This window comes from Pseudomonas sp. NFACC42-2 (genome assembly GCF_900116055.1).
Taxonomy (GTDB): Bacteria; Pseudomonadota; Gammaproteobacteria; order Pseudomonadales; family Pseudomonadaceae; genus Aquipseudomonas; species Aquipseudomonas marginalis.
The window spans coordinates 22,699-47,122 of record NZ_FOZO01000029.1; the positions used below are offsets into that span (position 1 = coordinate 22,699).

Annotated in this window: 22 protein-coding genes; 13 read left to right on the forward strand and 9 right to left on the reverse strand. The window is 63.7% G+C overall.

Annotated features, from left to right (window positions below; genetic code table 11):
* Nucleotides 1-8 precede the first annotated feature (8 nt).
* Both BM416_RS28740 and exaA read right to left on the reverse strand, forming a co-directional pair.
* Complete coding sequence (locus BM416_RS28740; RefSeq protein ID WP_092490235.1) at nucleotides 9-656, reverse strand: pentapeptide repeat-containing protein; 648 nt, start codon at nucleotides 654-656, stop codon at nucleotides 9-11.
* A 227-nt stretch (nucleotides 657-883) separates the two neighbouring features.
* Complete coding sequence (gene exaA / locus BM416_RS28745; protein WP_092490236.1) at nucleotides 884-2,776, reverse strand: quinoprotein ethanol dehydrogenase; 1,893 nt, start codon at nucleotides 2,774-2,776, stop codon at nucleotides 884-886.
* A gap of 255 nt (nucleotides 2,777-3,031) precedes the next feature.
* On the opposite strand from exaA, the gene pedF reads away from it, so the two are divergent.
* The 10 genes from pedF to BM416_RS28795 all read left to right on the forward strand — a co-directional run bounded on the left by pedF (nucleotide 3,032) and on the right by BM416_RS28795 (nucleotide 14,073).
* Nucleotides 3,032-3,493, forward strand: a complete 462-nt coding sequence (gene pedF / locus BM416_RS28750; RefSeq protein WP_027606205.1) for a cytochrome c-550 PedF — start codon at nucleotides 3,032-3,034, stop codon at nucleotides 3,491-3,493.
* Between the two features lie 3 nt (nucleotides 3,494-3,496).
* Entirely contained in the window at nucleotides 3,497-4,372 is an 876-nt protein-coding gene (locus BM416_RS28755) for a substrate-binding periplasmic protein (RefSeq protein ID WP_092490237.1), read from the forward strand.
* A gap of 9 nt (nucleotides 4,373-4,381) precedes the next feature.
* On the forward strand, nucleotides 4,382-5,131 hold the full coding sequence (locus tag BM416_RS28760) for a quinoprotein dehydrogenase-associated SoxYZ-like carrier (RefSeq protein ID WP_092490238.1): 750 nt from the start codon (nucleotides 4,382-4,384) through the stop codon (nucleotides 5,129-5,131).
* A gap of 16 nt (nucleotides 5,132-5,147) precedes the next feature.
* Nucleotides 5,148-6,080 (forward strand): quinoprotein relay system zinc metallohydrolase 1, encoded by a 933-nt coding sequence (locus BM416_RS28765; protein ID WP_092490239.1) that lies wholly within the window; start codon nucleotides 5,148-5,150, stop codon nucleotides 6,078-6,080.
* Between the two features lie 126 nt (nucleotides 6,081-6,206).
* On the forward strand, nucleotides 6,207-7,982 hold the full coding sequence (locus BM416_RS28770) for a PQQ-dependent methanol/ethanol family dehydrogenase (RefSeq protein WP_092490240.1): 1,776 nt from the start codon (nucleotides 6,207-6,209) through the stop codon (nucleotides 7,980-7,982).
* A gap of 121 nt (nucleotides 7,983-8,103) precedes the next feature.
* Entirely contained in the window at nucleotides 8,104-9,624 is a 1,521-nt protein-coding gene (locus BM416_RS28775; protein ID WP_092490241.1) for an acetaldehyde dehydrogenase ExaC, read from the forward strand.
* Nucleotides 9,625-9,799: 175 nt separating this feature from the next.
* Nucleotides 9,800-9,871 (forward strand): pyrroloquinoline quinone precursor peptide PqqA, encoded by a 72-nt coding sequence (gene pqqA, locus BM416_RS28780; RefSeq protein WP_010209364.1) that lies wholly within the window; start codon nucleotides 9,800-9,802, stop codon nucleotides 9,869-9,871.
* Nucleotides 9,872-9,998: 127 nt separating this feature from the next.
* Entirely contained in the window at nucleotides 9,999-11,162 is a 1,164-nt protein-coding gene (ercA, locus tag BM416_RS28785; RefSeq protein ID WP_065926995.1) for an alcohol dehydrogenase-like regulatory protein ErcA, read from the forward strand.
* Nucleotides 11,146-12,516, forward strand: a complete 1,371-nt coding sequence (locus tag BM416_RS28790) for an ATP-binding response regulator (protein WP_092490242.1) — start codon at nucleotides 11,146-11,148, stop codon at nucleotides 12,514-12,516. Before ercA ends, BM416_RS28790 begins: the two co-directional genes overlap by 17 nt.
* Nucleotides 12,517-12,594: 78 nt before the next feature.
* Nucleotides 12,595-14,073 (forward strand): DASS family sodium-coupled anion symporter, encoded by a 1,479-nt coding sequence (locus BM416_RS28795; protein WP_092490243.1) that lies wholly within the window; start codon nucleotides 12,595-12,597, stop codon nucleotides 14,071-14,073.
* Nucleotides 14,074-14,275: 202 nt separating this feature from the next.
* Here BM416_RS28795 and BM416_RS28800 read toward each other — a convergent pair whose 3' ends face one another.
* On the reverse strand, nucleotides 14,276-15,274 hold the full coding sequence (locus BM416_RS28800) for an NADP-dependent oxidoreductase (RefSeq protein WP_092490244.1): 999 nt from the start codon (nucleotides 15,272-15,274) through the stop codon (nucleotides 14,276-14,278).
* 29 nt (nucleotides 15,275-15,303) lie between these two features.
* Nucleotides 15,304-16,092 (reverse strand): SDR family NAD(P)-dependent oxidoreductase, encoded by a 789-nt coding sequence (locus BM416_RS28805; RefSeq protein WP_092490245.1) that lies wholly within the window; start codon nucleotides 16,090-16,092, stop codon nucleotides 15,304-15,306.
* Between the two features lie 178 nt (nucleotides 16,093-16,270).
* On the opposite strand from BM416_RS28805, the gene BM416_RS28810 reads away from it, so the two are divergent.
* The 3 genes from BM416_RS28810 (at nucleotide 16,271) to BM416_RS28820 (ending at nucleotide 19,760) form a co-directional block, all read left to right on the forward strand.
* A complete protein-coding gene (locus BM416_RS28810) occupies nucleotides 16,271-16,858 on the forward strand; it encodes a TetR/AcrR family transcriptional regulator (RefSeq protein WP_092490261.1) in 588 nt (195 codons plus the stop codon).
* 116 nt (nucleotides 16,859-16,974) lie between these two features.
* Nucleotides 16,975-18,618 carry an MFS transporter gene (locus BM416_RS28815; protein WP_092490246.1) on the forward strand — a complete coding sequence of 548 codons (1,644 nt, stop codon included), beginning with the start codon at nucleotides 16,975-16,977 and terminating at the stop codon, nucleotides 18,616-18,618.
* Nucleotides 18,615-19,760: an HlyD family secretion protein gene (locus BM416_RS28820; RefSeq protein WP_092490247.1), complete on the forward strand. Its 1,146-nt coding sequence runs from the start codon at nucleotides 18,615-18,617 to the stop codon at nucleotides 19,758-19,760. Before BM416_RS28815 ends, BM416_RS28820 begins: the two co-directional genes overlap by 4 nt.
* 12 nt (nucleotides 19,761-19,772) lie before the next feature.
* Here the strand turns inward: BM416_RS28820 and BM416_RS28825 are convergent, their stop codons facing one another.
* The 5 genes from BM416_RS28825 to BM416_RS28845 form a co-directional block, all read right to left on the reverse strand.
* Nucleotides 19,773-20,630, reverse strand: a complete 858-nt coding sequence (locus tag BM416_RS28825; protein WP_092490248.1) for an aldose 1-epimerase — start codon at nucleotides 20,628-20,630, stop codon at nucleotides 19,773-19,775.
* Nucleotides 20,630-21,910: a TRAP transporter large permease gene (locus BM416_RS28830; RefSeq protein ID WP_092490249.1), complete on the reverse strand. Its 1,281-nt coding sequence runs from the start codon at nucleotides 21,908-21,910 to the stop codon at nucleotides 20,630-20,632. The genes BM416_RS28825 and BM416_RS28830 overlap by 1 nt, the downstream gene beginning before the upstream one ends.
* 1 nt (nucleotide 21,911) lies before the next feature.
* On the reverse strand, nucleotides 21,912-22,439 hold the full coding sequence (locus BM416_RS28835; RefSeq protein WP_027606220.1) for a TRAP transporter small permease: 528 nt from the start codon (nucleotides 22,437-22,439) through the stop codon (nucleotides 21,912-21,914).
* Between the two features lie 66 nt (nucleotides 22,440-22,505).
* On the reverse strand, nucleotides 22,506-23,468 hold the full coding sequence (locus BM416_RS28840; RefSeq protein ID WP_053138521.1) for a TRAP transporter substrate-binding protein: 963 nt from the start codon (nucleotides 23,466-23,468) through the stop codon (nucleotides 22,506-22,508).
* Nucleotides 23,469-23,519: 51 nt separating this feature from the next.
* A complete protein-coding gene (locus tag BM416_RS28845; RefSeq protein ID WP_092490250.1) occupies nucleotides 23,520-24,395 on the reverse strand; it encodes an SMP-30/gluconolactonase/LRE family protein in 876 nt (291 codons plus the stop codon).
* Nucleotides 24,396-24,424 lie beyond the last annotated feature (29 nt).

Genomic DNA, 24,424 nt, shown 5'->3' on the forward strand with positions numbered 1-24,424 from the left:
GGTGGGGGCTAGCGATCCCAGGTGGTGGGGCAGTCGATGCAGCCTTCCATATTGGCATCCTGGAAGTTCGCGTAGTGCTGGCGGCTGCCGGTGAGGGTGGCCTGTTCCAGGTTGCTCTCGCCGAACTTGGCTTCCTGCAGGTTGGCATCGCTGAGGTCGGCACCTTGCAGGTCGGCCTTGCTCAGCCAGGTCATTTCCAGGTCGGCCGCGCGCAGGTTGGCCTTGTGCATTTTCGCCCCCGACAGCCGCGCAAATTGCAGGTAGGCCGCGCTGAGGTTGGCGTTTTCGAACTGTGCGCCCTGGGCGAACAGGCCCCAACCCTGGATCGCCATCAACGTGGCGCCGCTGAAGTCGGCCAGGCGCAGGTTGGCCTGTTGCAGGCTGGCGCGGGTCAGGTTGGCGCCTTGCAGTCGGGCTTTTTCCAGGTTGGCCAGGTCGAGGTTGGCATGGCGCAGATCCGCCTCGCGCAGGTCGGCGCCGGCCAGGTTCATCTTGCTCAAGTCCTGATTGCGCAGGTTGGCGCCCTTGAGGTTGGCGCCGGGGCATTGGCTGTGTTCGGCGATGGTACAGCCGTTGATGATCAGCGGCGCGTCGTCGCCATCCTCGGCGTGGGCCACGGGCAGGCAGAGCAGGAGTAACAAGGGCAGGTAGTTCATCGTGCGACCTCTGGGGATCCTGTGGTGAGCGGGCTTGTTGTGGTGAGGGGCTTGCAGTGGTGAGCGGGCTTGCCCCGCGCTGGGCTGCGAAGCGGCCCCGGCATTCCTCCAGCACCACCGGGCGCTCAGGTTCTACGACTGCTGCGCAGCCGAGCGCGGGGCAAGCCCGCTCACCACAAGGGAAGAAGCCGCTTGCTGCAAAAGGCGGCCCGGCATTCTCGCGGGGGTTATTTTTGCGCGGTCTTCTGATCCCAGCTCGGGATCTTGAACACCCAGAACGACCCGCCTTGTGCCACCGGCTTGGTCAGCTCCGCCATGTCGCCGCCCCACAACGGCACCGCGCCGCCGTAGCCGACGGTGACGCCGACATACTGCTCGCCATCCTGCTCCCAGGTGATCGGCGGCGAGACGATGCCGCTGCCGGTCTGGAACTTCCACAGCTCCTTGCCGGTTTTCGCGTCGAAGGCCTTGAAGAAACCGTCGCCGGTACCGGTAAACACCAGGTTGCCCTTGGTCGCCAGCACGCCGGCCCACAGCGGCAAGGCTTCCTTGTGCTCCCACACCACCTTGCCGGTGGTCGGGTTCATCGCCCGCAGGGTGCCGACGTGGTCGTCATACATGCGCTTGATGCGAAAACCCATGCCCAGGTACGCCGAGCCTTTCTTGTAGTTGACCTCTTCGGTCCAGTATTCCTCTTTCCACTGGTTGCCCGGGATGTAGAACAGGCCGGTGTCCTGGCTGTAGGCCATGGGGTTCCAGTTCTTGCCCCCCAGGAACGGCGGCGAGACTTCCACCGGCTTGCCTTTGGTTTCACCCGGCAAGGGCTTGGCCGGACGCTGGCCTTCGTTCTCCACCGGACGCCCGGTCTTCAGGTCGATATGGCTGGCCCAGGTGATGTTGTCGACGAAGGGGAAGGCGTTCTGCAGCTTGCCGTTGTTGCGGTCCACCACATAAAAAAAGCCGTTGCGGTCGGCGTGACCGGTGGCCTTGACCACCTTGCCGTCCTTGTCCTTGTAGTCGAACAGCACCAGCTCGTTGTTGCCGGAAAAGTCCCAGGCGTCGTTGGGGGTGTGCTGGTAGAACCACTTCACTTCGCCGGTGCTCGGGTCGACGCCGACCTGGCCGGAGGTGTAGAGGCTGTCGAAGTCGTGGGGGTTGCCGTCCTTGGCAGTGCGCGCCCAGGTGTTCCACGGGCCGGGGTTACCGGCGCCGACGATGATCGTGTTGGTCTCGGCATCGAAGCTCGCGCTCTGCCAAGGGGCGCCGCCGCCGTGGCTCCAGGCCTCGACCTTGCCGGTTGCGGTGGTGGGGTCATCCGGCCACGAAGGCGCCTTGACGTCGCCGGTGGTGGTGCTGTCCTTGCCGTTGAGGCGGCCCATATGGCCTTCCACGAACGGGCGCATCCACACTTCTTCACCGGTGTCCGGGTCGCGGGCAAACAGCTGGCCGACCACGCCGAACTCATCGCCGGAGCTGCCGTGGATCAGCAGCACCTTGCCACTGACCTTGTCTTTGATCAGCACCGGGGCGCCGGTCATGGTGTAGCCGGCGGCGTGGTCGCCGAACTTCTTGTTCCACACCACTTTGCCGGTGTTTTTGTCGAGGGCGATCAGGCGCGCGTCGAGGGTGCCGAAGTAGATCTTGTCGCCGAAGATCGCCGCACCACGGTTGACCACGTCACAGCACGGGCGAATGTTGTCGGGCAGGCGGTGGTTGTAGGTCCACAGGCGCTTGCCGGTCTTGGCGTCGAGGGCGAACACCCGGGAATAGGAGCCGGTGACGTAGACCACGCCGTCGCTGACGATGGCCTGGGATTCCTGGCCGCGTTGCTTCTCATCGCCGAACGAGTAGGACCAGGCCGGGGTGAGCTTGAACACGTTCTTGTCGTTGACCTGGGCCAGCGGGCTCCAGCGCTGGGCGTTGGTGCCCATGCCGTATTGCAGCACGTCCTGGGTGGTCAGGTGGTCGTTGGCGATGTCTTCCCAGGTGACATTGTGCGTCGGCTTGGCGGGTTCGGCGGCCGCGAACGTTACGGCACTGAGGGACAGGCTGCCCACCAGCACGAAGGTTTGCACGGCAAGGCTTAAAGGTGAGCGGGCGGGTAGCGATCTTATTGTCATGGTTGCAGTTCCCAGTGGAGGTTTTGGCCTGCACAGGGTGGAACGCCGGGGCGCCGGGCGGATACGGAAAAACTCCCGCTGTGGCCGGGAAGACTTCCCGAGGCGCCGCTGTTTTAGGCGTGCCCCACAAGCCCTACTACCAAGGGAGGAGAGGGCGGCCACCAAAGCAGCATACGGCCCATGCCCCGGGGTTTCTAAGATGGTTGCCATAGCCTCTGCAATGAGGTTTTGCGTGCAATCCTGAGGGCAAAAATAATGACAACAAAACACAATGCCTTGCTCGTCGCCGGGCTGTTGGTCGGTGTGATCGCCGGGGGCTCCGCCTGGGCCCATGGCAACGTGGTCCCGCAAGCGGTGGAAACCAAGGGCCTGACCTCGATCAAGGACGCCGGCGTACCGGTCAACGAAGACGGCTGGGCGGCGGTCAATCCGTACCGCACCTCGCCTGAACACGACCGCGCCGTGGAAATCGGCTCGTCCGCCTATAACCAGAACTGCGCCGCCTGCCACGGCCTGGAAGCCAAGTCCGGCGGCATCGCCCCCGACCTGCGCATGCTCGATGTGGGCGAAGCCGGTGATGAGTGGTTCGTCGAGCGCGTGCGCCATGGCGCGGTGCGTGACGGTCGCGTGTACATGCCGAAAATGGCCGACTACCTGAGCCAGGAGGCCTTGTGGGCCGTGCGTACCTACCTGGACAGCGTGCACGTCGAGGAGTAAGCCATGCGCCTGTTCGCTTATGTGCTTGGCCTGGCCCTGCTGTGTTGCCAGCCGGCACAGGCGCAGGTGCGCAGCTATGACCAGATGATCGCCGCCGGCGAAATCAACGTGGCGGTGTACAAGGACTTTGCCCCTTACAGTTTCGAAGACGGCGCCACCGCGCGCGGGGTCGACGTAGAACTGGCCCAGGCCCTGGCCACGGCGCTGGGGGTACGGCTCAAGTTGATCTGGGCGCCGGCCGGCGAGAAGCTCGACGACGACCTGCGCGACTACATCTGGCGCGGCAGCCCGTTGCACAACCAGCAACTGGCCGACCTGATGATGCGCGCGCCCTACGACCGCGATTACGCACAAAAGCGCAACGACCAGGGCGAACTGGAAAACGGCCATGTGGTGATGTTCGGGCCGTACCAGAACGAACAATGGCAGGTGGCTTATGACCGTCGGCGCCTGGACACGGTTGCCAGCGTGGCGGTGTTCGAACAGCACCCGATTGGCGTCGAAGTCGACAGCGTGCCGTCGTTCTACCTCACCTCGGTGTTCAACGGCATGCTAGCCGCCAAGACCCATCACTACCCCGACGTGCCCCAGGCCTTTGCGGCGATGAAAGCCGGTGAGGTCGATGCGGTGATGGCGATGCGCGGCGAAGTCGATTGGCAGGTGCACGAGGCCTATGACCCGCAACTGGCCCTGGCCGAAAACGCCTATCCGAACATGGGCAAGCAACGCTGGGAGATCGGCATGGCGGTGCACGAGAGCAATCGCCAGTTGGCCTACGCGGTGGAAGAGGCGCTGGAAGGCCTGATCCGCGACGGCGCGGTGCAAGCCATCTATGCCCGTTACGGCCTGCAGTACGAAGTGCCCGAGATGTATCAATAGGAGCAGGTGATGAACTGGCGACTGAGCTGCATCCTGGCCTGCTGGCTGCCGCTGGCGGCGCACGCCGTGGAGGTCGATCCGGTGCCGTCGGTGATGTGGGCCTTCTATCACAAGCAGTTCCTGGCCGAGGCGCCGTTCGTGTTCGACGACCGAGTCAAGCTGCTCGCGCCGCCGTTCGCCGAAGATGCGCGCCAGGTGCCCCTGGAAATCGACGCCCGCGCCTTCAATGGCCATGTGGTGAAGATCCTCGCCTGGGCTGAGCTCAATCCGTTGCCGAAAATCGTCGACTTCCAGCCCAAGGCCGGGGTGCTGCCGTGGCTGTCGCTGCGGATTCGTATCGAGCAGGCCACGCCGTTGCGGGCGGCGGTGCTCACCGATGACGGCCTGTGGCACGTGGGCTCGACCTTGATCGACGCGGCCGGTGGCGGCTGCACCGCGCCCAGCGTGGTACGCACCCAGCCAGGCTGGGAAGAGCACATCGGCGAAGTGCTCGGCGGCCGTTACCCGCGTGGCGAGTTCAGCCGCGTACGTGTGCAGGTGGCGCACCCGATGGACAACGGCATGGTCAGCGGCATCCCCGAGTTTTTTATCAACCATGCGCAACTGCGCGGCCAGGACGGCCAGGTGCTGGCTGATCTTGAGCTGTTCCCGGCGGTCAGCGAGAACCCCAACCTGGCCTTCGACATCGACGCGCCGGGGCCCACCCGCCTGGTGCTGCGCGACAACAGCGGCAATGAGTTCGACGCGGCCATTCCCTGACCAGAAGGAGCGCGGCATGCGCTGGATTCTATTGTTATGCCTGGGCCTGAGCCTGCCCGCCCTGGCGGACCTCGACTACGCCCTCAAGCCCCGGCTGATCGCCGACGACACCTGGCTGCTCGAAGGCAGCACCGACAATTTTGCCAAGGCCAACGGCGGCAATATCGTCAACACCGCCTTCATCGTCACCGAGGCCGGTGTGGTGGTGATCGATACCGGACCGTCGCGGCGCTACGGCGAAGCCATGCGCGAGGCCATCGCCCGTGTCACCCCCAAGCCGGTGATCCAGGTGCTGATTACCCATCATCACCCCGACCATGCGCTGGGCAACCAGGCCTTCAAGGACGTGCCCATCGGCGCCCTGGCCGAGACCACGCGGCTGCTGCACGAGCAGGGCGACGGCATGGCGGAAAACCTCTATCGCATGGTCGGCGACTGGATGCGCGGCACCGAGGTGGTGTTGCCCACCCAGGTGCTGCAGCCCGGTGTGCTGAGCGTCGGCCGCCACGACTTGCGCCTGCTCGCGCTCAGCGGTCACACCGGCGCCGACCTGGCGATCTTCGACCAGAGCACCGGCGTGCTGTTCGCCGGCGACCTGGTGTTTTACCAGCGCGCCCTCACCACCCCCAACAGCCCGGGGCTGGCGGTGTGGCAGGCTGACCTCGGCACCCTGCAAGCCTTGCCCTGGACCCTGATCGTGCCCGGCCATGGCCCGGTGGCCAGCGACGCGCAACCCTTTACGCAGATGCGCGACTACCTGACCTGGCTCGATCAACTTTTGCGTGACGGCGCGGCCCAGGGCAGCGACATGGCCGAGATGATCCGCAGCCCCATCCCCGCACGCTTCGCCGCGATCAGCCTGAGCCGCTATGAATTGATCCGCAGCGTCAGCCACCTGTACCCACGGTACGAGCGCGAACAGATGCAACGCGTGGATTCGCCGCGCTGACCCGCTACTAAGGAACTAGCAAACTCGATACTGCGGTCAATTGTGACAACGGCCCCTGCGCCCAAGAATCTGCACCAGACCGGGAAAATTTCCCGGGTATAACAAAAAACCGCAGAGGTAGCCGTCATGACCCAACCCGCACGTCGCCAACCCTTCGCCTTGAGTGTGTTGCTCGGTGCCATCCTGTTATCCGGCCAGGCCATGGCCTCGGTCACCGATGAGGACATCCTCCAGGACCCGAAAAACCCCGGGCAGATCGTCACCAACGGCCTCGGCGTGCAGGGCCAGCGCTACAGCCCCCTCGACAGCCTGAACGTCGACAACGTCAAGGAACTGCGCCCGGTCTGGGCGTTTTCCTTTGGCGGCGAGAAGCAGCGTGGGCAACAGGCGCAGCCGATGATCAAGGACGGGGTGATGTACCTCACCGGTTCCTACTCGCGGGTGTTCGCGGTGGATGCGCGCACCGGCAAGAAGCTCTGGCAGTACGATGCGCGTCTGCCCGATGACATCCGCCCGTGCTGTGACGTGATCAACCGTGGCGTGGCGCTGTACGGCGACCTGGTGTTCTTCGGCACCCTCGACGCCAAGCTGGTGGCGCTGAACAAAGACACCGGCAAAGTGGTGTGGAGCAAGCAGGTCGCCGACCACAAGGAAGGCTACTCGATCAGCGCCGCGCCCCTGGTGGTCAACGGCAAGCTGATCACCGGCGTGGCCGGTGGCGAATTCGGCGTGGTCGGCAAGATCCAGGCCTATGACCCGAAAAACGGCGAGCTGCTGTGGAGCCGCCCGACGGTCGAAGGCCATATGGGTTATGTCTACAAGGACGGCAAAGCCGTGGAAAACGGCATCTCCGGCGGCGAGGCGGGCAAGACCTGGCCGGGGGACCTGTGGAAAACCGGCGGCGCCGCACCGTGGCTGGGCGGCTACTACGACCCGGAAACCAACCTGCTGCTGTTCGGCACCGGCAACCCGGCGCCGTGGAACTCGCACCTGCGCCCCGGCGACAACCTCTACTCGTCTTCGCGCCTGGCGCTGAACCCGGACGACGGCACCATCAAGTGGCACTTCCAGAGCACGCCCCACGACGGCTGGGACTATGACGGCGTCAACGAGCTGATCTCCTTCAACTACACCGAAGGCGGCAAGGAAATCAAAGCGGCGGCCACCGCCGACCGCAACGGCTTCTTCTACGTGCTCGACCGCACCAACGGCAAGTTCATCCGCGGCTTCCCGTTTGTCGACAAGATCACCTGGGCCAGCGGCCTGGATAAGGACGGTCGACCGATCTACAACGAAGCCAGCCGCCCAGGCGCGCCGGGCAGCGAAACCAAGGGCACCTCGGTGTTTGTCGCGCCGGCGTTCCTCGGTGCGAAGAACTGGATGCCGATGGCCTATAACCGCGACACCGGGCTGTTCTATGTGCCGTCCAACGAGTGGGGCATGGACATCTGGAACGAAGGCATCGCCTACAAGAAGGGCGCGGCGTTCCTTGGCGCCGGCTTCACCATCAAGCCGCTGAACGAAGACTACATCGGCGTACTGCGCGCCATCGACCCGAAGACCGGCAAGGAAGTCTGGCGCCACAAGAACTTTGCGCCGCTGTGGGGCGGGGTGCTGACCACCAAGGGCAACCTGGTGTTCACCGGCACGCCGGAAGGCTTCCTGCAGGCGTTCAACGCCAAGACCGGCGAGAAGGTCTGGGAATTCCAGACCGGCTCCGGCGTGCTCGGCTCGCCTGTGACCTGGGAAATGGACGGCGAACAGTACGTCTCGGTGCTCTCCGGCTGGGGCGGCGCCGTGCCGTTGTGGGGCGGTGAAGTGGCCAAGCGCATCAAGGACTTCAACCAGGGCGGCATGCTCTGGACCTTCAAGCTGCCCAAAGAGCTGGTCGCCAGGCACTGAAACTACGACCAAATGACAAGTGCCCCCCTGCCAACGGCGCATTCGCCCGCCAGCGGGGGCTCTTTACTATCGGGTCATCGCCTGTTGACCGACAGGCCCGGACCCAGACAGAGGCTTTAACATGATCTACGCACAACCTGGCACCCCTGGCGCCATCGTCAGCTTCAAGCAGCGCTACGGCAATTACATCGGCGGCGAGTTCGTCGCCCCGCTCAGCGGTGAGTACTTCACCAACACCTCGCCGGTGACCGGTGAAGTGATCGCCGAATTCCCGCGTTCCAACGCCGCCGATATCGACAAGGCCCTCGACGCTGCCCATGCCGCCGCCGACGCCTGGGGCAAGACTTCGCCACAGGATCGCTCCCTGGTGCTGCTGAAAATCGCCGACCGTATCGAGCAGCACCTCGAAGTGCTGGCCGTGACCGAAAGCTGGGACAACGGCAAGGCCGTGCGCGAAACCCTCAACGCCGACGTGCCCCTGGCCGCCGACCACTTCCGCTACTTCGCCGGCTGCATCCGCGCCCAGGAAGGCGGCGCCGCCGAGATCAACGAACACACCGCGGCCTATCACTTCCATGAGCCCTTGGGCGTGGTCGGGCAGATCATTCCGTGGAACTTCCCGCTGCTGATGGCCGCCTGGAAACTCGCCCCGGCCCTGGCCGCCGGTAACTGCATCGTGCTCAAGCCGGCCGAGCAGACGCCGCTGTCGATCATGGTGTTTGCCGAGTTGATCAATGACCTGCTGCCACCGGGCGTGCTGAATATCGTCCAGGGCTTTGGCCGCGAAGCCGGGGAGGCGCTGGCCACCAGCAAGCGCATCGCCAAGATTGCCTTTACCGGCTCGACCCCAATCGGTGCGCACATCATGCATGCGGCCGCCGAGAACCTCATTCCCTCCACCGTGGAACTGGGCGGCAAGTCGCCGAACATCTTCTTCGAAGACATCATGCAGGCTGAGCCGCAGTTCATCGAAAAAGCCGCCGAAGGCCTGGTGCTGGCGTTCTTCAACCAGGGCGAAGTGTGCACCTGCCCGTCGCGGGCGCTGGTGCAGGAGTCGATCTACGACGACTTCATGAAAGTGGTGATGAAGAAAATCGTCAAGATCAAGCGCGGCAACCCGCTGGACACCGAGACCATGGTCGGCGCCCAGGCGTCCGAGCAGCAGTACGACAAGATCCTCTCCTACCTCAAGATCGCCCAGGAAGAGGGCGCCGAGCTGCTCACCGGCGGCGCGGCCGAGCGCCTGGAGGGCGACCTGTCCAGCGGTTACTACATCCAGCCGACCTTGCTCAAGGGCCACAACAAGATGCGCGTGTTCCAGGAAGAAATCTTCGGCCCGGTGGTGGGTATCACCACCTTCAAGGACGAAGCCGAAGCCCTGGCGATTGCCAACGACAGCGAATTCGGCCTCGGCGCCGGGCTGTGGACCCGCGACATCAACCGCGCCTACCGCATGGGCCGGGCGATCAAGGCCGGTCGCGTATGGACCAACTGTTATCACCTGTACCCGGCGCATGCGGCGTTTGGCGGCTACAAGAAGTCGGGCGTGGGGCGTGAGAACCACAGGATGATGCTCGATCACTACCAGCAGACCAAGAACCTGTTGGTGAGCTACGACATCAATCCACTGGGTTTCTTCTGATTCCAACTTGAAATGCAATCAAGTGTGGGAGCAAGCCCCCTCCCACATTTTGCTCCCTGTACATTCGCGACTAATGCAGTGCGGCATTTACTTCGAAAGTAGCATTCGCACCCCCATCCCCCCATGCATTAATGCCTTTACCGGAATCTTCCGGCACAACAAGAGGACTCTCCCCATGTGGACCAAACCCGCCTTCACCGACCTGCGTATCGGCTTCGAAGTGACCATGTACTTCGCCAGCCGCTGATCCATCTCCGGCCAGCCTCGCGCTGGCCGGTGTCCTATTGGGAATGACCCTTTGGTCTGATTGCAAACGCCTGGGAATGGGTTAGTGTGGAGCGCATCTCCCAAAAATAATAACAACAGGCTTTCCAATGAGCCCCAATCTGAGCCTCCTGCGTAAATTCGTCTCGCCTGAAATCATCTTCGGTGCCGGCTGTCGGCACAACGTCGGTAACTACGCCAAGACCTTTGGTGCGCGCAAGGTCCTGGTGGTCAGCGACCCCGGTGTGATCGCCGCCGGTTGGGTCGCCGATGTGGAAGCCAGCCTGCAGGCCATCGGCATCGACTACTGCCTGTACAGCGCCGTGTCGCCCAACCCGCGCGTCGAGGAAGTGATGCTCGGTGCCGAGGTGTACCGGGAAAACCATTGCGACGTGATCGTGGCCATCGGCGGCGGCAGCCCCATGGACTGCGGCAAGGCCATCGGCATTGTGGTCGCCCATGGGCGCTGCATCCTCGAGTTCGAAGGCGTGGACACCATCCGCGTGCCGAGCCCGCCGCTGATCCTGATCCCCACCACCGCCGGCACCTCGGCGGATGTCTCACAGTTCGTGATCATTTCCAACCAGCAGGAACGCATGAAGTTCTCCATCGTCAGCAAGGCGGTGGTGCCGGATGTGTCGCTGATCGACCCGGAAACCACGGCGAGCATGGACCCGTTCCTGTCCGCCTGTACCGGCATCGACGCGCTGGTGCATGCCATCGAGGCGTTCGTATCCACCGGCCATGGCCCGCTGACCGACCCCCATGCGCTGGAGGCCATGCGCCTGATCAACGGCAACCTGGTGCAGATGATCGCCAACCCCGGCGATATTGCCCTGCGCGAGAAGATCATGCTCGGCAGCATGCAGGCGGGGTTGGCGTTCTCCAATGCGATCCTCGGCGCGGTGCATGCCATGTCCCACAGCCTCGGCGGGTTTCTCGACCTGCCCCATGGCTTGTGCAACGCGGTGCTGGTGGAACACGTGGTGGCGTTCAACTACAACTCGGCGCCGGAGCGCTTCAAGGTGATTGCCGAGACCTTCGGCATCGATTGCCGTGGCCTCAACCACCGACAGATCTGTGGGCGCCTGGTGGAACACCTGATTGCCCTGAAACACGCCATCGGCTTCCATGAAACCCTCGGCCTGCATGGCGTGCGCGTGGCGGACATTCCGTTCCTGTCCCAGCATGCGATGCACGACCCGTGCATCCTCACCAACCCGCGTGAGTCCAGCCAGCGTGATGTCGAGGTGGTGTATGGCGAAGCGCTCTGACGACCAGCAACAGGCCCTCGCCGGTCTGTTGGGCCTGGGTAATCACTCGGCGCGCAAGAGCCACTACCCGGAACTCACTGCGCGTCTCGACGAGCTGGAGGCCGAGCGCAACCGCTATATCCGTCTCAACGATGAACTGGAGCAGCGCGTGGCGGCGCGCACCGATGAACTGCTGGAAGCCAACCACAACCTGCAACAGCAGATCGCCCAGCGCGAGCAGGTCGAGCAGGAGCTGCGTGACGCCCGCGATGCCGCCGAGGCCGCCAACCGCAGCAAGGACAAATACCTCGCCGCCGCCAGCCATGACCTGTTGCAGCCGCTCAACGCCGCGCGACTGCTGATCTCCACCTTGCGCGAGCGCAACCTGCCCAGCGTCGAACAGGTGCTGGTGGAACGTACGCACCAGGCCCTGGAAGGCGCCGAGGATTTGCTCACCGACCTGCTGGATATTTCGCGGCTCGACCAGGCGGCGGTCAAGCCCGATGTGGCGCTGTATCGCCTGGATGAGCTGTTTGCGCCGCTGGTCTCGGAGTTCCAGTCGGTGGCGCTGGCGGCCGGGCTGAACCTGCGCGCGCGTACCGGCCATTATGCGATTCGCACCGACCTGCGCCTGGTGACGCGGATCCTGCGTAACTTCCTCAGCAACGCCTGTCGCTACACCGACGAGGGCTGCATCCTGCTCGGCGCGCGCCGCCGTGGCGATCGCTTGCGCCTGGAAGTGTGGGACACCGGGCGCGGCATCGCGGCCGACCGCCTCGACGCGATCTTCCTTGAATTCAACCAGCTTGACGTCGGCCGTGCCTCGGACCGCAAAGGCGTAGGGCTGGGCCTGGCGATTGTCGAGCGCATCGCCGAGATCCTCGGCTACCCGGTGGCGGTCCGTTCGTGGCCGGGGCGCGGCTCGATGTTCAGCATCGAGGTGCCCATCAGCGAAGAGATGCCCCTGGCGATCAGCCAACTGCCGGTGCTGCCGACCACGGGTAACCCGCTGCCGGGGCGGCGTTTGCTGGTAATCGACAACGAGGTGAGCATCCTCGACAGCATGCGTGCGCTGCTGGCGCAGTGGGGCTGCGAGGTAGTTACCGCCACCGACCAGGCCGGGGCGTTGCTGGCATTGCAGGGCAGGGCGCCGGAGCTGATCCTCGCCGACTACCACCTCGACCATGGGGTGGTGGGCTGTGCGGTGGTCAAGCACTTGCGCGAGCATTTCGCGCAGAACATCCCCGCCGTGATCATCACCGCCGACCGCACCGACCAGTGCCGCCGCGCGCTGCGCCGCCTGGACGCACCGTTGCTGAACAAACCGCTCAAGCCCGGCAAGTTGCGGGCGGTATTGAGCCAGTTATTGACCTAGGGTTGATACCCGTCAACACCTGTTGCGGCGCTTTGCCCCATGCTGCGGGCTCTGATTCAGCGCCCGACGGAGCCCGCCATGAACGCCCCCGCAACAACCGCAGCCTCTTTCAAGTTGCCCCTGGGCCTGGTGATCGGCGTACTGGTGATGGTCGGCGTGCTGCTGTTGCCGCTGCCCGCCGACCTGCCGGTGGCCGGGCAGCGCATGCTGGCGATCCTCGCGTTTGCCGTGGTGGTGTGGATCACCGAGGCGGTGTCCTATGAAGCCAGCGCGATCATGATCACCTCGCTCATGGCGTTTTTGCTCGGCACCGCGCCGTCGCTGCAAGACCCCACGCACCTGATCGGTTCCAGCCCTGCCATCAGCATGGCGCTCACCGGCTTTTCCAACCCGGCACTGGCCCTGGTGGCGGGCGCGTTGTTCATTGCGGCGGCCATGACCCACACCGGCCTGGACCGGCGTATCGCCCTGGTGACCCTGACCCGCGTCGGCACCAGTACCCGCGGCATTCTGCTGGGGGCGATTGCGGTGACGATCCTGCTCAGCCTCGTCGTCCCCAGCGCCACGGCGCGCAGCGCCTGTGTGGTGCCGATCATGATGGGCGTGGTCGCCGCGTTCGGCGTGGACAAGCGCTCCAACATCGCCGCCGGCCTGATGATCGTGGTAGCCCAGGGCACCAGCATCTGGAACGTCGGCATCCAGACCGCCGCCGCGCAAAACCTGCTGACCGTGGGCTTTATGGACAAGATGCTCGGCCAGCGCGTGTCGTGGATCGACTGGCTGATCGCCGGCGCGCCGTGGGCGGTGATCATGTCGGCGGTGTTGCTGTTCCTGGTGATCAAGCTGCTGCCGCCGGAAACCGACAGCATCCCCGGTGGCAAGGAGGCCGTGGCCCAGTCCCTGGTGGACATCGGCCCGATGACCGGCCCGCAGAAACGCTTGCTGACGGTGTCGGTGCTGCTGCTGTTGGCGTGGGCCACGGAAGGGCGTCTGCACCCGTTCGACACCACCTCGACCACCTACGCCGGGCTGGTGTTCCTGCTGCTGCCGGGCATCGGGGTGATGACCTGGAAGGATGTGCAATCGCGCATCCCGTGGGGCACGGTGATTGTGTTTGGCGTGGGCATCAGCCTCGGTACCGCATTGTTGACCACCCTGGCCGGGCAATGGCTGGGGTCCCAGGTGGTGGCGCACACCGGCCTGGATCAGGTCGGGCCGCTGGGGGTGTTTGCGATCCTTGGGGCGTTTCTGATTGTGATCCACCTGGGCTTTGCCAGCGCCACGGCACTGACTTCGGCGTTGTTGCCGATATTGATTGCGGTGCTGCAGACCTTGCCGGGGGAGTTCAACCGCTTGGGCATGACCATGCTGTTGGGGTTTGTGATGAGCTACGGGTTTATCCTGCCGATCAATGCGCCGCAGAACATGGTGTGCCTGGGGACCGGGACGTTTACGGCGCGGCAGTTTGCCAAGGTGGGGATCCTGGTGACGTTGATCGGGTATGGGTTGATGTTGGTGTTTGCGGCGACTTACTGGAGCTGGCTCGGTTGGATCTGATTTGAAATGCGCTTGTGGATGCCCATGGGATCCACTGTGGATGTGGTGAGCGGGCTTGTCCCGCGCTGGGCTGCTCGGCAGCCCCAAAACCAGCCACTGCGCAATATCGGGTACACCCCATTCGTCCTTCATTGGGGGCGCTTCGCACCCTCACGGGGGACAAGTCTGCATCGCCATCAGCTTGAGCGTTGGGTGGGCTTAGTCATAGGACCTTGATCACCACCTTCCCCTTGGCTCTGCCCCGTTCGACGTAGCTCAAGGCCTCAGCCGTTGCCTCGAGAGGGAAGGTTCGGTCGATCACCGGTGTGATAGCGCCGGACTCGACGAGCGCGGTGATTTGCTGCAATTGCGCACCGCTCGCACGCATGAACACGAACCCGTAGTCAACACCCTGCCTGCGGGCTTTTCTGCGTATGCCGCTGCTTAACAGGCGCATGACCCAGCCCAGTCCCCAGGACAGCTTTTGCTCGCGTGCGAACTCGGCGGTCGGTGGTCCCGAGATGGAGATGAGCTGCCCACCCGGCTTGAGAATGCGTAGGGATTTTTCCAGTTCGGCGGGGCCGAGGCTGTTCAAGACGACGTCGTAGTCACGCAACACGTTTTCGACGTTTTGCTGCGTGTAGTCGATGACCACGTCTGCTCCCAACGCCTTGACCCACTCCACGTTGGCGGTGCTGGTCGTGGTGGCAACGAAAGCCCCCAGGTGTTTTGCCAGCTGGATGGCAATGCTGCCGACACCACCGGAGCCCGCCTGGATAAAGACTTTTTGCCCCTTCTTCACGCGGGCTGTTTCAACCAGCACCTGCCAGGCGGTCAGTGCCACCAGGGGCAGGGCGGCGGCTTGTTCCATGCTGGTGTTGTTGGGTTTCAGTGCGAGGGCACTTTCCTCAATCGCGATCAGCTCGGCAAAGCCACCGATGCGCGCCTCGGGCGGGCGCGCGTAGACCTCGTCACCGGGCTTGAAGGTGCGCACGCCTGACCCTACGCGCACGACGACGCCGGCCACGTCGTTGCCCATGATCAGCGGGAATCTGTAGGGCAGGATCAGTTTGAATTCACCCTTGCTGATCTTCGAATCCAGCAGGTTGACGCTGCTGGCATGTACCTTGACCAGTACGTCGTGGATGCCCGGTTCCGGGTCCGGTACCTCGGCAAGGCGTCCTTGATGCTTGCCGTAACGGTCGATCAGGAAGGCTTTCATCGTTCAATTCCCATGGCTATACGTGACAATCACGCCTTGGCTTGATAGCGCTCGGCGACGACCGACTGGCGAATCTCTGACAGCAAACCCTGGCGGGCGGCTTGCAGGGCATCCCAGCGGGCGGCGTCTTGCAATGGCGGAATGGTCACCGGCTCGCGACGATCAAAACCGACCAGCGCAGCATCGACCAACTCGTCCACGCTCATGATTTCGCTCAGAGTATTGATGTCGATGCCTGCGCGATCCCAGATTTCCGTGCGGGTGGCGGCTGGAAGAACGGCTTGCACGTAGACGCCCTTGGGCGAGAGTTCGAGGCTCAGCCCCTGGGATAGAAACAGCACGAACGCCTTGGTTGCACCGTAGACGCTCATGCCGAATTCCGGTGCCAGCCCCACCACCGAGCCAATGTTGATGATCGCGCCGTTACCGGCGTGTACCAGGCGTGGCGCGATGGCGCTGGCGAGTCGCACCAGGGCGGTGGTGTTGAGCGCGACCAGGTTGGTAACGCTGTCGATGGATTGCTCGATGAAGCTGCCGGAGAGGGCGGCGCCCGCATTGTTCACCAGGATGCCGATACTGGCGTCGTCACGCAGGCGTGCTTCGACGCGGGCCAGGTCACCGGTTTGAGTCAGGTCGGCCTGGATCACGTCAATGGACACCGCGTGTTTCTCACGCAGCTGCGAGGCCAGTGCGTCCAGTCGGCCTTTATCGCGGGCAACCAGCACCAGGTCGTGCCCACGTTGGGCAAAACGCTCGGCGTAGGTCGCGCCAATGCCCGTGGAGGCGCCAGTGATCAGTACGGTTTCGGGAGTGCTCATAAATGGGTGCTCTTGAGTGTTCAGGATGATCAGGTACGGCGATCGGCGCCACACAGCCGCAGGGATAGGTGCGGGTGGTTTTATGATGTCTATCATAATCAAAGCTGTCAATGGTTTTGATTATGACCGACATCAGAGTATGATCAGGTCATTGTTCAGGAGTCGTAAGGGCCGCGAAATGAAGATCACCAAGACGCAATCACTCGCCAATCGAGCTCATATTGTGGAGACGGCGTCAGAGCTGTTTCGTGAGCGTGGCTATGACGGTGTGGGTGTGGCAGAGCTTATGGCTACTGCGGGTTTTACCCAGGGAGGCTTCTACAAACACTTTGGCTCCAAGGCCGACCTGATGGCCGAAGCGGCCGAAAACAGCCTGGCCAAATCCCTGTCGAGTATCTGCGATCTCGACGTGCCGGGATTTGTAAACCTGTACGTGTCCAGGGATCACCGAGATGGCAGGGGAGCGGGGTGCACCCTGGCAGCCCTGTGTGGTGACGCCGCCCGCCAGTCCGATGAACTGAAGGCGACCTTTGCCAGTGGCGTTGAAAATACGCTTGCAGCCCTTGGGGACAAGTACGCGCAGGCGGTGGATGTCACCAGGCAAGAGGCACGCGCGAAGATGATCGCCCTGCTGGCCCATGCAATCGGTGCGATCATGCTGTCGCGGGCGTGTCCGGATGACTCGGCCCTGGCGGATGAAATATTGGAAACGTGCCGCGCTGAGATAATGGCATCCCTGCCATCGAGTAAAGAAAGCAGCGCATGAGTGGCAAGATGGGCGCTGACCGACGCGCCCAAGATGGCAAGATGAACCCCGCTCAGGTTTACTACTCTGAGTAGTGGTTTTACCGACGTCACCCGTCGGCTCATCTAGGTCATCGAATGGACAAATACACCCCCCGCCCCTGGGAACCCCACGAGCGCCCGAGCCTGCCGGGCTCGCCGTCGACGCCGTTGCATCCGACGCACAAGCGCTGGCTGTTTGCGATGGTCGGCGTGCTGGTGGCAATCACCGGTGGCCTGGGCAACGCGCTGGTCATCGCCAACCTGCAATACCTGCAAGGCGCCCTCGGTGCGACCACCGCGGAAATGGCCTGGCTGCCCGCCGCCTATGTGATGACCAACGTGTGCATGAACCTGCTGCTGGTGAAGTTCCGCCAGCAATTCGGTCTGCGGGCGTTTACCGAGGTGTTCCTGGTGCTGTATGCGCTGGTGACCTTCGGCCACTTGTTCGTCAACGACCTCAACTCGGCCATCGCCGTACGGGCGGCCCATGGCATGGTGGGTGCGGCGCTGAGTTCGTTGGGCTTGTACTACATGATCCAGGCGTTCCCGGCCAAGTGGCGGTTGAAATCCCTGGTGCTGGGGCTGGGCACGGCGCAGTTGGCCTTGCCCCTGGCGCGACTGTTCTCCGAGGACTTGCTGCAGATCGCCGAATGGCGCGGGCTTTACCTGTTCGAACTGGGCCTGGCGCTGATCTGCCTGGGGTGTGTATTCCTGCTCAAACTGCCCCCCGGCGACCGCTTCAAGACCTTTGAAAAACTCGACTTCGTCACCTTCGCCATTCTCGCCAGCGGTGTCGCGCTGCTGTGTGCGGTGCTGTCCCTGGGGCGTATCGACTGGTGGCTGGAAGCGCCGTGGATCGGCGTGGCCTCGGCCTGTTCCCTGGTGCTGATCATGGCCGGCCTGGCCATCGAGCATAACCGCGCCAACCCGATGCTGATGACCCGCTGGCTGGGCAGCGGCACCATGATCCGCCTGGCGTTGGCGGTGATCCTGATTCGCATGGTGCTGTCCGAGCAGTCCACCGGTGCGGTGGGGTTCATGCAGATGCTGAACATGAGCTACCAGCAGATGCATACGCTGTACGTGGTGATGCTGGCCGGCGCGATCAGCGGGCTGGCGGTCAGTGCGCTGACGATCAACCCGGCGCACCTGCTGATGCCGCTGGTGATTTCCCTGGCGCTGATGGCCACCGGCTCGGTGATGGACAGTTTCTCCAGCAACCTCACGCGCCCGCAGAACCTGTACATCAGCCAGTTCCTGCTAGGCTTCGGTGGCACCTTCTTCCTGGGGCCGACCATGGTGCTGGGGACCAAAAACGTGCTGGCCAACCCGCGTAACCTGGTGAGCTTTTCGGTGATGTTCGGGATTTGCCAGAACCTCGGCGGCCTGATCGGCGCGGCCTTGCTCGGCACGTTCCAGATCGTGCGCGAGAAGTATCATTCCAGCATGATTGTCGAGCACCTGACGCTGCTCGACCCGCGTGTGGCCGCGCGGGTGCAGGGCGGCGGCTCGGCCTATGGCGGTATCGTCGCCGACCCGGAACTGCGGAACCTCATGGGCATCCGCAGCCTGGCCACGGCGGCGACCCGCGAGGCCAATGTCATGGCCTACAACGATGTGTTCATGCTGATCGCGATTGTCGCGATCCTGACCATGATCTGGATCTTTATCCGCAGTCTGTGGCTGATGAGCACCACTAAAGCAGCCACTCCCGTTCAACCCAGCGGCGCTACTTCATGACCGAACCCACCACCACGACCACCAACGCCATCGCCGCCACCCCGGAAGGCACCACGCCGCCCGGCGCCACGGTCACCGAGCCGCGCTCCTTGCGCGTGCGCATTCTCTCGTCCCTGGGCTTTGCCGCGATTGCCATCGTCGGCGTGCTGATCGTGCTGTATGCCTGGCAATTGCCGCCGTTCAGCAGCGCGGTGGAAACCACCGAGAACGCCCTGGTGCGCGGCCAGGTGACCATTATCGGCCCGCAGCTCAGCGGCTATGTGTTCGAGGTGCCGGTGCAGGACTTCCAGTACGTCAAGGCCGGCGACCTGCTGGTGCGCCTGGACGACCGCATCTACAAGCAGCGCCTCGACCAGGCCCTGGCGCAACTGGCGGTGCAGAAGGCCGCGCTGGCCAATGTGGTGCAGCAACGCAACAGTGCCGAAGCCACCATCAAGCTGCGCCAGGCCGCACTGGTGGACAGCCAGGCCCAGGCGCGCAAAAGCACCGCCGACCTGCGCCGCAACGAAGAGCTGATCAGCGACGGTTCGGTATCCCGGCGCGAGCTGGACGTGACCCGCGCCGCCAATGCCCAGACCATCGCGGCGGTGGCCCAGGCCCAGGCCAGCCTGGAAATCGCGCGGCAGGATTTGCAGACGGTGATCGTCAATCGCGGCTCCCTGGAAGCGGCGGTCGCGAGTGCCGAGGCGGCGGTGGAGCTGGCGCGGATCGACCTGTCCAACACCCGCATTACCGCGCCGCGTGACGGGCAGTTGGGGCAGATTGGCGTGCGCCTGGGGGCCTACGTCAACTCCGGCGCGCAGTTGATGGCGCTGGTGCCGAAGCAGCTGTGGGTGATCGCCAACATGAAGGAAACCCAGATGGACAATGTGCAGGTCGGCCAGCCGGTGACTTTCACCGTGGATGCGCTCAACCACCGCAGGTTTCGCGGCACGGTGCAGCATATTTCCCCAGCCACGGGCTCGGAGTTCAGCCTGTTGCAGGCGGACAACGCGACGGGCAACTTTGTGAAGATTGCCCAGCGCGTGCCGGTCAGGATTACGGTGGACCCGGATCAGGCTGAGAGCGAGCGGTTGCGGCCGGGGTTGTCGGTTGTCGTGAGTATCGATACCGCCGGCCGCCTCAAAAACTCCCCACCTTGAGCAAGCTCGCTCCTACAGGGGGGTGTATTTCAGGTTGAAATTGAGTTGGACCGACTGATTGTGTTCCAGCAGTTTCAGGCCCGGCCGTCCCGCCAGGTGATGAGCATTCACCGGATGGCTCACCGGCTCGATGCAAAAGAACCCCAGCCCCGGCGGGCAGTACAGCAGGAAGTAATCGGCCCCGCTGGCCTGGCATTCCAGCGCATAGCCCAGGTCCGGCTGTTCGATCCGGCAATAGCCGTCCCACTGGCAAAAACCGTTGTCCACCAGGCCTTCGGGCAGGGGCTTCAATGCCTGGAAATCCCACTCGCCCGGCACCGGCGCCAACCCCGTCGGCAGCTTGGATGCGTCACTCATCCACACCTGTGCGGCCCTGGCCTGCAACCGGGTACCCGGCCGGCGCGGAAAGTACGGATGCAAGCCCAGGCCATGCCATGCGGCTGTTTCGGCCAGGTGCGTCACATGCAGCTCGATACTCAGCATCCCATCGCTCAAGCGAATCCGCTGCTCGGCGCGATAGGCAAACGGTGTCTCGCACAGTACCTCCAGCACCACTTCATCCGCCGTGTGGCTGACCACCTGCCACGCCTGTTGCCAGGCCGAGCCATGGATCGGCAGCGGATCGGTGAGGCTGTTGGGCGTGAGCGCGAGCCAGCCGTCGGGGTTGTCGAAACCGCCGTGGGCAATGCGGTTGGACCAGGGCACCAATGGATAGCACCCCAGCTTGCCCGGCAAACCGGTATGGATCGCCTGCTGGTCGTTATGGCGCAACAACGGCTGGCCGGTGGCGCGCACCGTCCAGTTGACGAGGCTGCCGCCCACGGCCGGATTCACGGTGAGGTGGGTCAGGTTATCTTCGAGTTCAATCATCACAGCACCACGCTCGGCAGCCACAACGACAGCGCCGGAATGTACGTCACCGCCATCAGCACCAGGAACAGCACGCCATAAAACGGCAGCAGCGCCTTCACGGTCTTCTCGATACTCACCTTGCCCACCGCCGCGCCCACGAACAGCACCGCGCCCACCGGCGGGGTGATCAGGCCAATGCCGAGGTTGACCAGCATGATCATGCCGAAGTGCACCGGGTCGACGCCGATACCGAGGATCACCGGCAGCAGGATCGGCGTGAGGATCAGGATCAGCGGCGCCATGTCCATCACCGTGCCGAGCAACAGCAGCATGGCGTTGATGCACATCAGGATCACGTAGCGGTTGTCCGACAGGGTCAGGAACAGCGTGGTGATCTTCGCCGGGATCTGCATCAGGGTCATGATGTAGCCGAAGCTGGCCGCGAAGGCGATCAGGATCATCACGATGGAAATGGTGCGCACCGTGCGGTGCATCAGCTTGGGCAGCTCGCTCCATTTGTAGTCGCGGTAGATGAACATGGTCACGAAGAACGCCCACAGCACGGCAATCGCGGCGGACTCGGTGGCGGTGAAGATGCCCGACAGGATGCCGCCGAGGATGATCACCATGGCCATCAGGCCCCAGAGCGCGTCGGCGCAGATTTTCAGCGCCTGCTTGAGTGGGATCACTTCGCCCTTGGGGTAGTTGCGTTTTTTCGCGAAGATCAGGCACAGCACCATCAGGCACGCGCTCATCAGCAAGCCGGGCACCACGCCGGCCATGAACAGCGAGGCGATGGACACCGTGCCGCCCGCCGCCAGGGAGTAGAGCACCGAGTTATGGCTGGGCGGGGTCAGCAGCGCCTGCACCGAACCGCTGACGGTGACGGCGGTGGCAAATTCCCGTGGGTAGCCACGGCGCTCCATTTCCGGGATCAGCACCGAGCCGACCGAGGCGGTGTCGGCCACCGACGAGCCGGAGATGGCGCCAAAGAACGTCGAGGCCATGATGTTCACCAGCGACAGGCCACCGCGCACAAACCCCACCAGCACCCCGGCAAATGCCACCAAGCGCCGCGACATGCCGCCCTCGGCCATGATCGCCCCCGCCAGCACGAAGAACGGAATCGCCATCAGCGAGAATTTGTTTACCCCGCCCGCCACCTGAATCATCAGGGCCTGGAACGGGATGTCGATCCACCATGCGCCAATCAGTGCCGACAGCCCCAGGGCGTAGGCCACCGGCATGCCGATCAGGATCAAGGCGATAAAGCTGCCCAGCAGAATCAATGCGTCCATATCAGGCAGCCCCTTCGCTTTCTTCCACCAGGTCGAAGCGCACCACGCGCCGGTTGCTCTGGTCACCGAGCAGGAGTTTTTCCACCACGAAGATCAGGGTCAGCAGCCCGCCAATCGGGATCGGCATATAGGTGATGCCCACGCGCAGGGTCGGGATGGCGCTCATGAACTGGTTCCAGGTGGACAGGCACAGCTTGGTGCCCCAGATCGCCATGAACAGGCAGATGGTGCCCATCAGCAGTTGCGACAGGATGCCGACGATGCGGCGCTGGGCGGGCGGCAGGCGGTCCGTGACCATGGCCACCGACATATGCGCGCCGGCGCGGTAGCTGGCGGCGGCACCGATAAAGGTAAACACCAGCATCAGCAGGATGGCGGTGGGCTCCGGCCAGCTGGAGCCGGTGCCGAGGACGTAGCGGGCGAAGATGCCCCAGGGAATGATCAGCGCGACGCCGAGAACCGAAAGGCCGGCGACCCAGATGCAGGTCATGTAGATGCGGTCGTTGATGCGCAGCAGTAGATTCTTCATGGCGTTCACCGTAACCGGGCGCGTCGGTGCAGACCGCGCCGGGCCTTGTGCGAGAGGCAGGGGAGGTTATTGAACGGCGTCGATGCGCGCGATGATGTCGGCGTAAGGCGCGCCGTACTTGGCGCGAACCGCTGCGGTGGCGTCATAGAAGGGCTTTTTGTCGACGGTGATGAACTCGACACCGGCCTTTTTGAGTTTTTCCTCACTGCTGGCGGACTTGGCATCCCACAGCGCGCGCTCATCGGCCTGAGCGGCCTTGGCGGCGTTTTTGACCATGACCTGTTGCGCCGGGGTGAGCTTGTTCCAGGTGATTTTCGACATCACGATGGGCTCAGGCAGGATCAGGTGCTCGGTGAGGGTGTAGTACTTGGCGTTCTGGAAGTGGTTGTGTTCCAGCAGGGTCGGCGGGTTGTTCTCCGCGCCGTCGATCACCCCCGTCTGCAGGGCGCTGAAGATCTCGCCGGTGTCCATGGCAATGCCGTTGGCGCCCATCGCGTTGAAGGCGTCGATGAACAGCGGGTTGCCTTGCACGCGGATCTTCATGCCCTTGAGGTCTTCGATCTTGCGCACCGGCTTCTTGGTGTAGAGGTTGCGTGTGCCGCCGTCCATCCAGGCCAGGGCCACCAGGCCGAACTCGGAGTCGGTGATCTTGGCGAGGATTTCATCGCCGATCTCGCCATCGATGACCTTGCGCATATGCGCCTGGTCGCGGAACACGAACGGCAGGTTGAACACGTTCACGTCCGGCACCACCGGCCCGACGATGCCGAGGCTGACGCGGGTCATCTGCACGGCGCCGACCTGGGCCTGTTCGACCACTTCCTTCTCGGAGCCCAGCACGCCGCCGGGGAAGTACTTGAAGGTCAGTTCGCCGTTGCTTTCCTTGGTCAGGGCCTTGCCCATGTTTTCTTCGGCGACGACGGTGGGGTAGCCGGCGGGGTGGATGTCGGCGAATTTGATTTCCAGCGCATGGGCGGCGCTGCTGAGGGTAAAGACTGCGGCGGCGAGCAAGGTGCGTTTGAAGTCCATGGGAGGTCACTCCTGTGTTGTTATTGTTGTATTCAAGGCACAGCGATGCAGCTAGAGGGTGAACGTCGGTTCAGGCAGTCCTTGGACGCCGGGGTTGAGGGCGAACACGCCGCCGGACACTGACTGTTCACTCTGGTCGTCACGGATCGAGGTGACGAACAGAGTGTCCAGGCGGCTGCCGCCGAAGGCGCACATGGTGGGTTTTTTCACCGGTACGGTGAGGGAGCGGTCCAGGCGCCCGTCGGGGGTAAAACGGTGGATCAGGCCGGCGTCGTTGGCGCAGATCCAGTAGCAGCCATCGGCGTCCACGGCGGCGCCGTCGGGGCGGCCGAGGAAGTTGTGCATGTCGACGAACACGCGACGGTTGGACGGCGTGCCGGTGTCGATGTCGTAGTCGAAGGCCCAGATCTGCTGGACCAGCGGGTGCGAATCCGAGGCATACATCGTGCGGCCATCGGGGCTGAAGGCCAGGCCGTTGAGGGTGATAAAACCGTCCAGCTGGGCGTGGGGGGCTGAACCCGATGCATAGCGATAGAGGATACCTTCGGCCGCATTCGCGCCCATGTTCAGCACCATGCTGCCGGCCCAGAAACGGCCCTGGCGGTCGCAACGGCCGTCGTTCAGGCGCATGTCCGGGCGTGGATGCTCGACACTGGCCAACGGCGCGGTATCGAGGCTGCCGTCGTTGTGCGGCGTGAGTTGGTAGAAACCGGTTTCCATCCCGGCGACCCAGTTGCCCGCCGTGGTGCGGGCAATGCAGGCAAGCATCTGCGGGGCTTTCCAGGCGGCAACGTGGCCGCTGGCGGCGCTCCATTTTTGCAGGCCGCCGTTGGGGATATCCACCCAGTACAGGGCGTTTTCCTCGGGCACCCACACCGGGCATTCGCCCACGGCATTGCGGGCGTCGACAATCAATTCAGCAGTCATGGCCACTCATTCCCTTGGGTTGGTGTGAA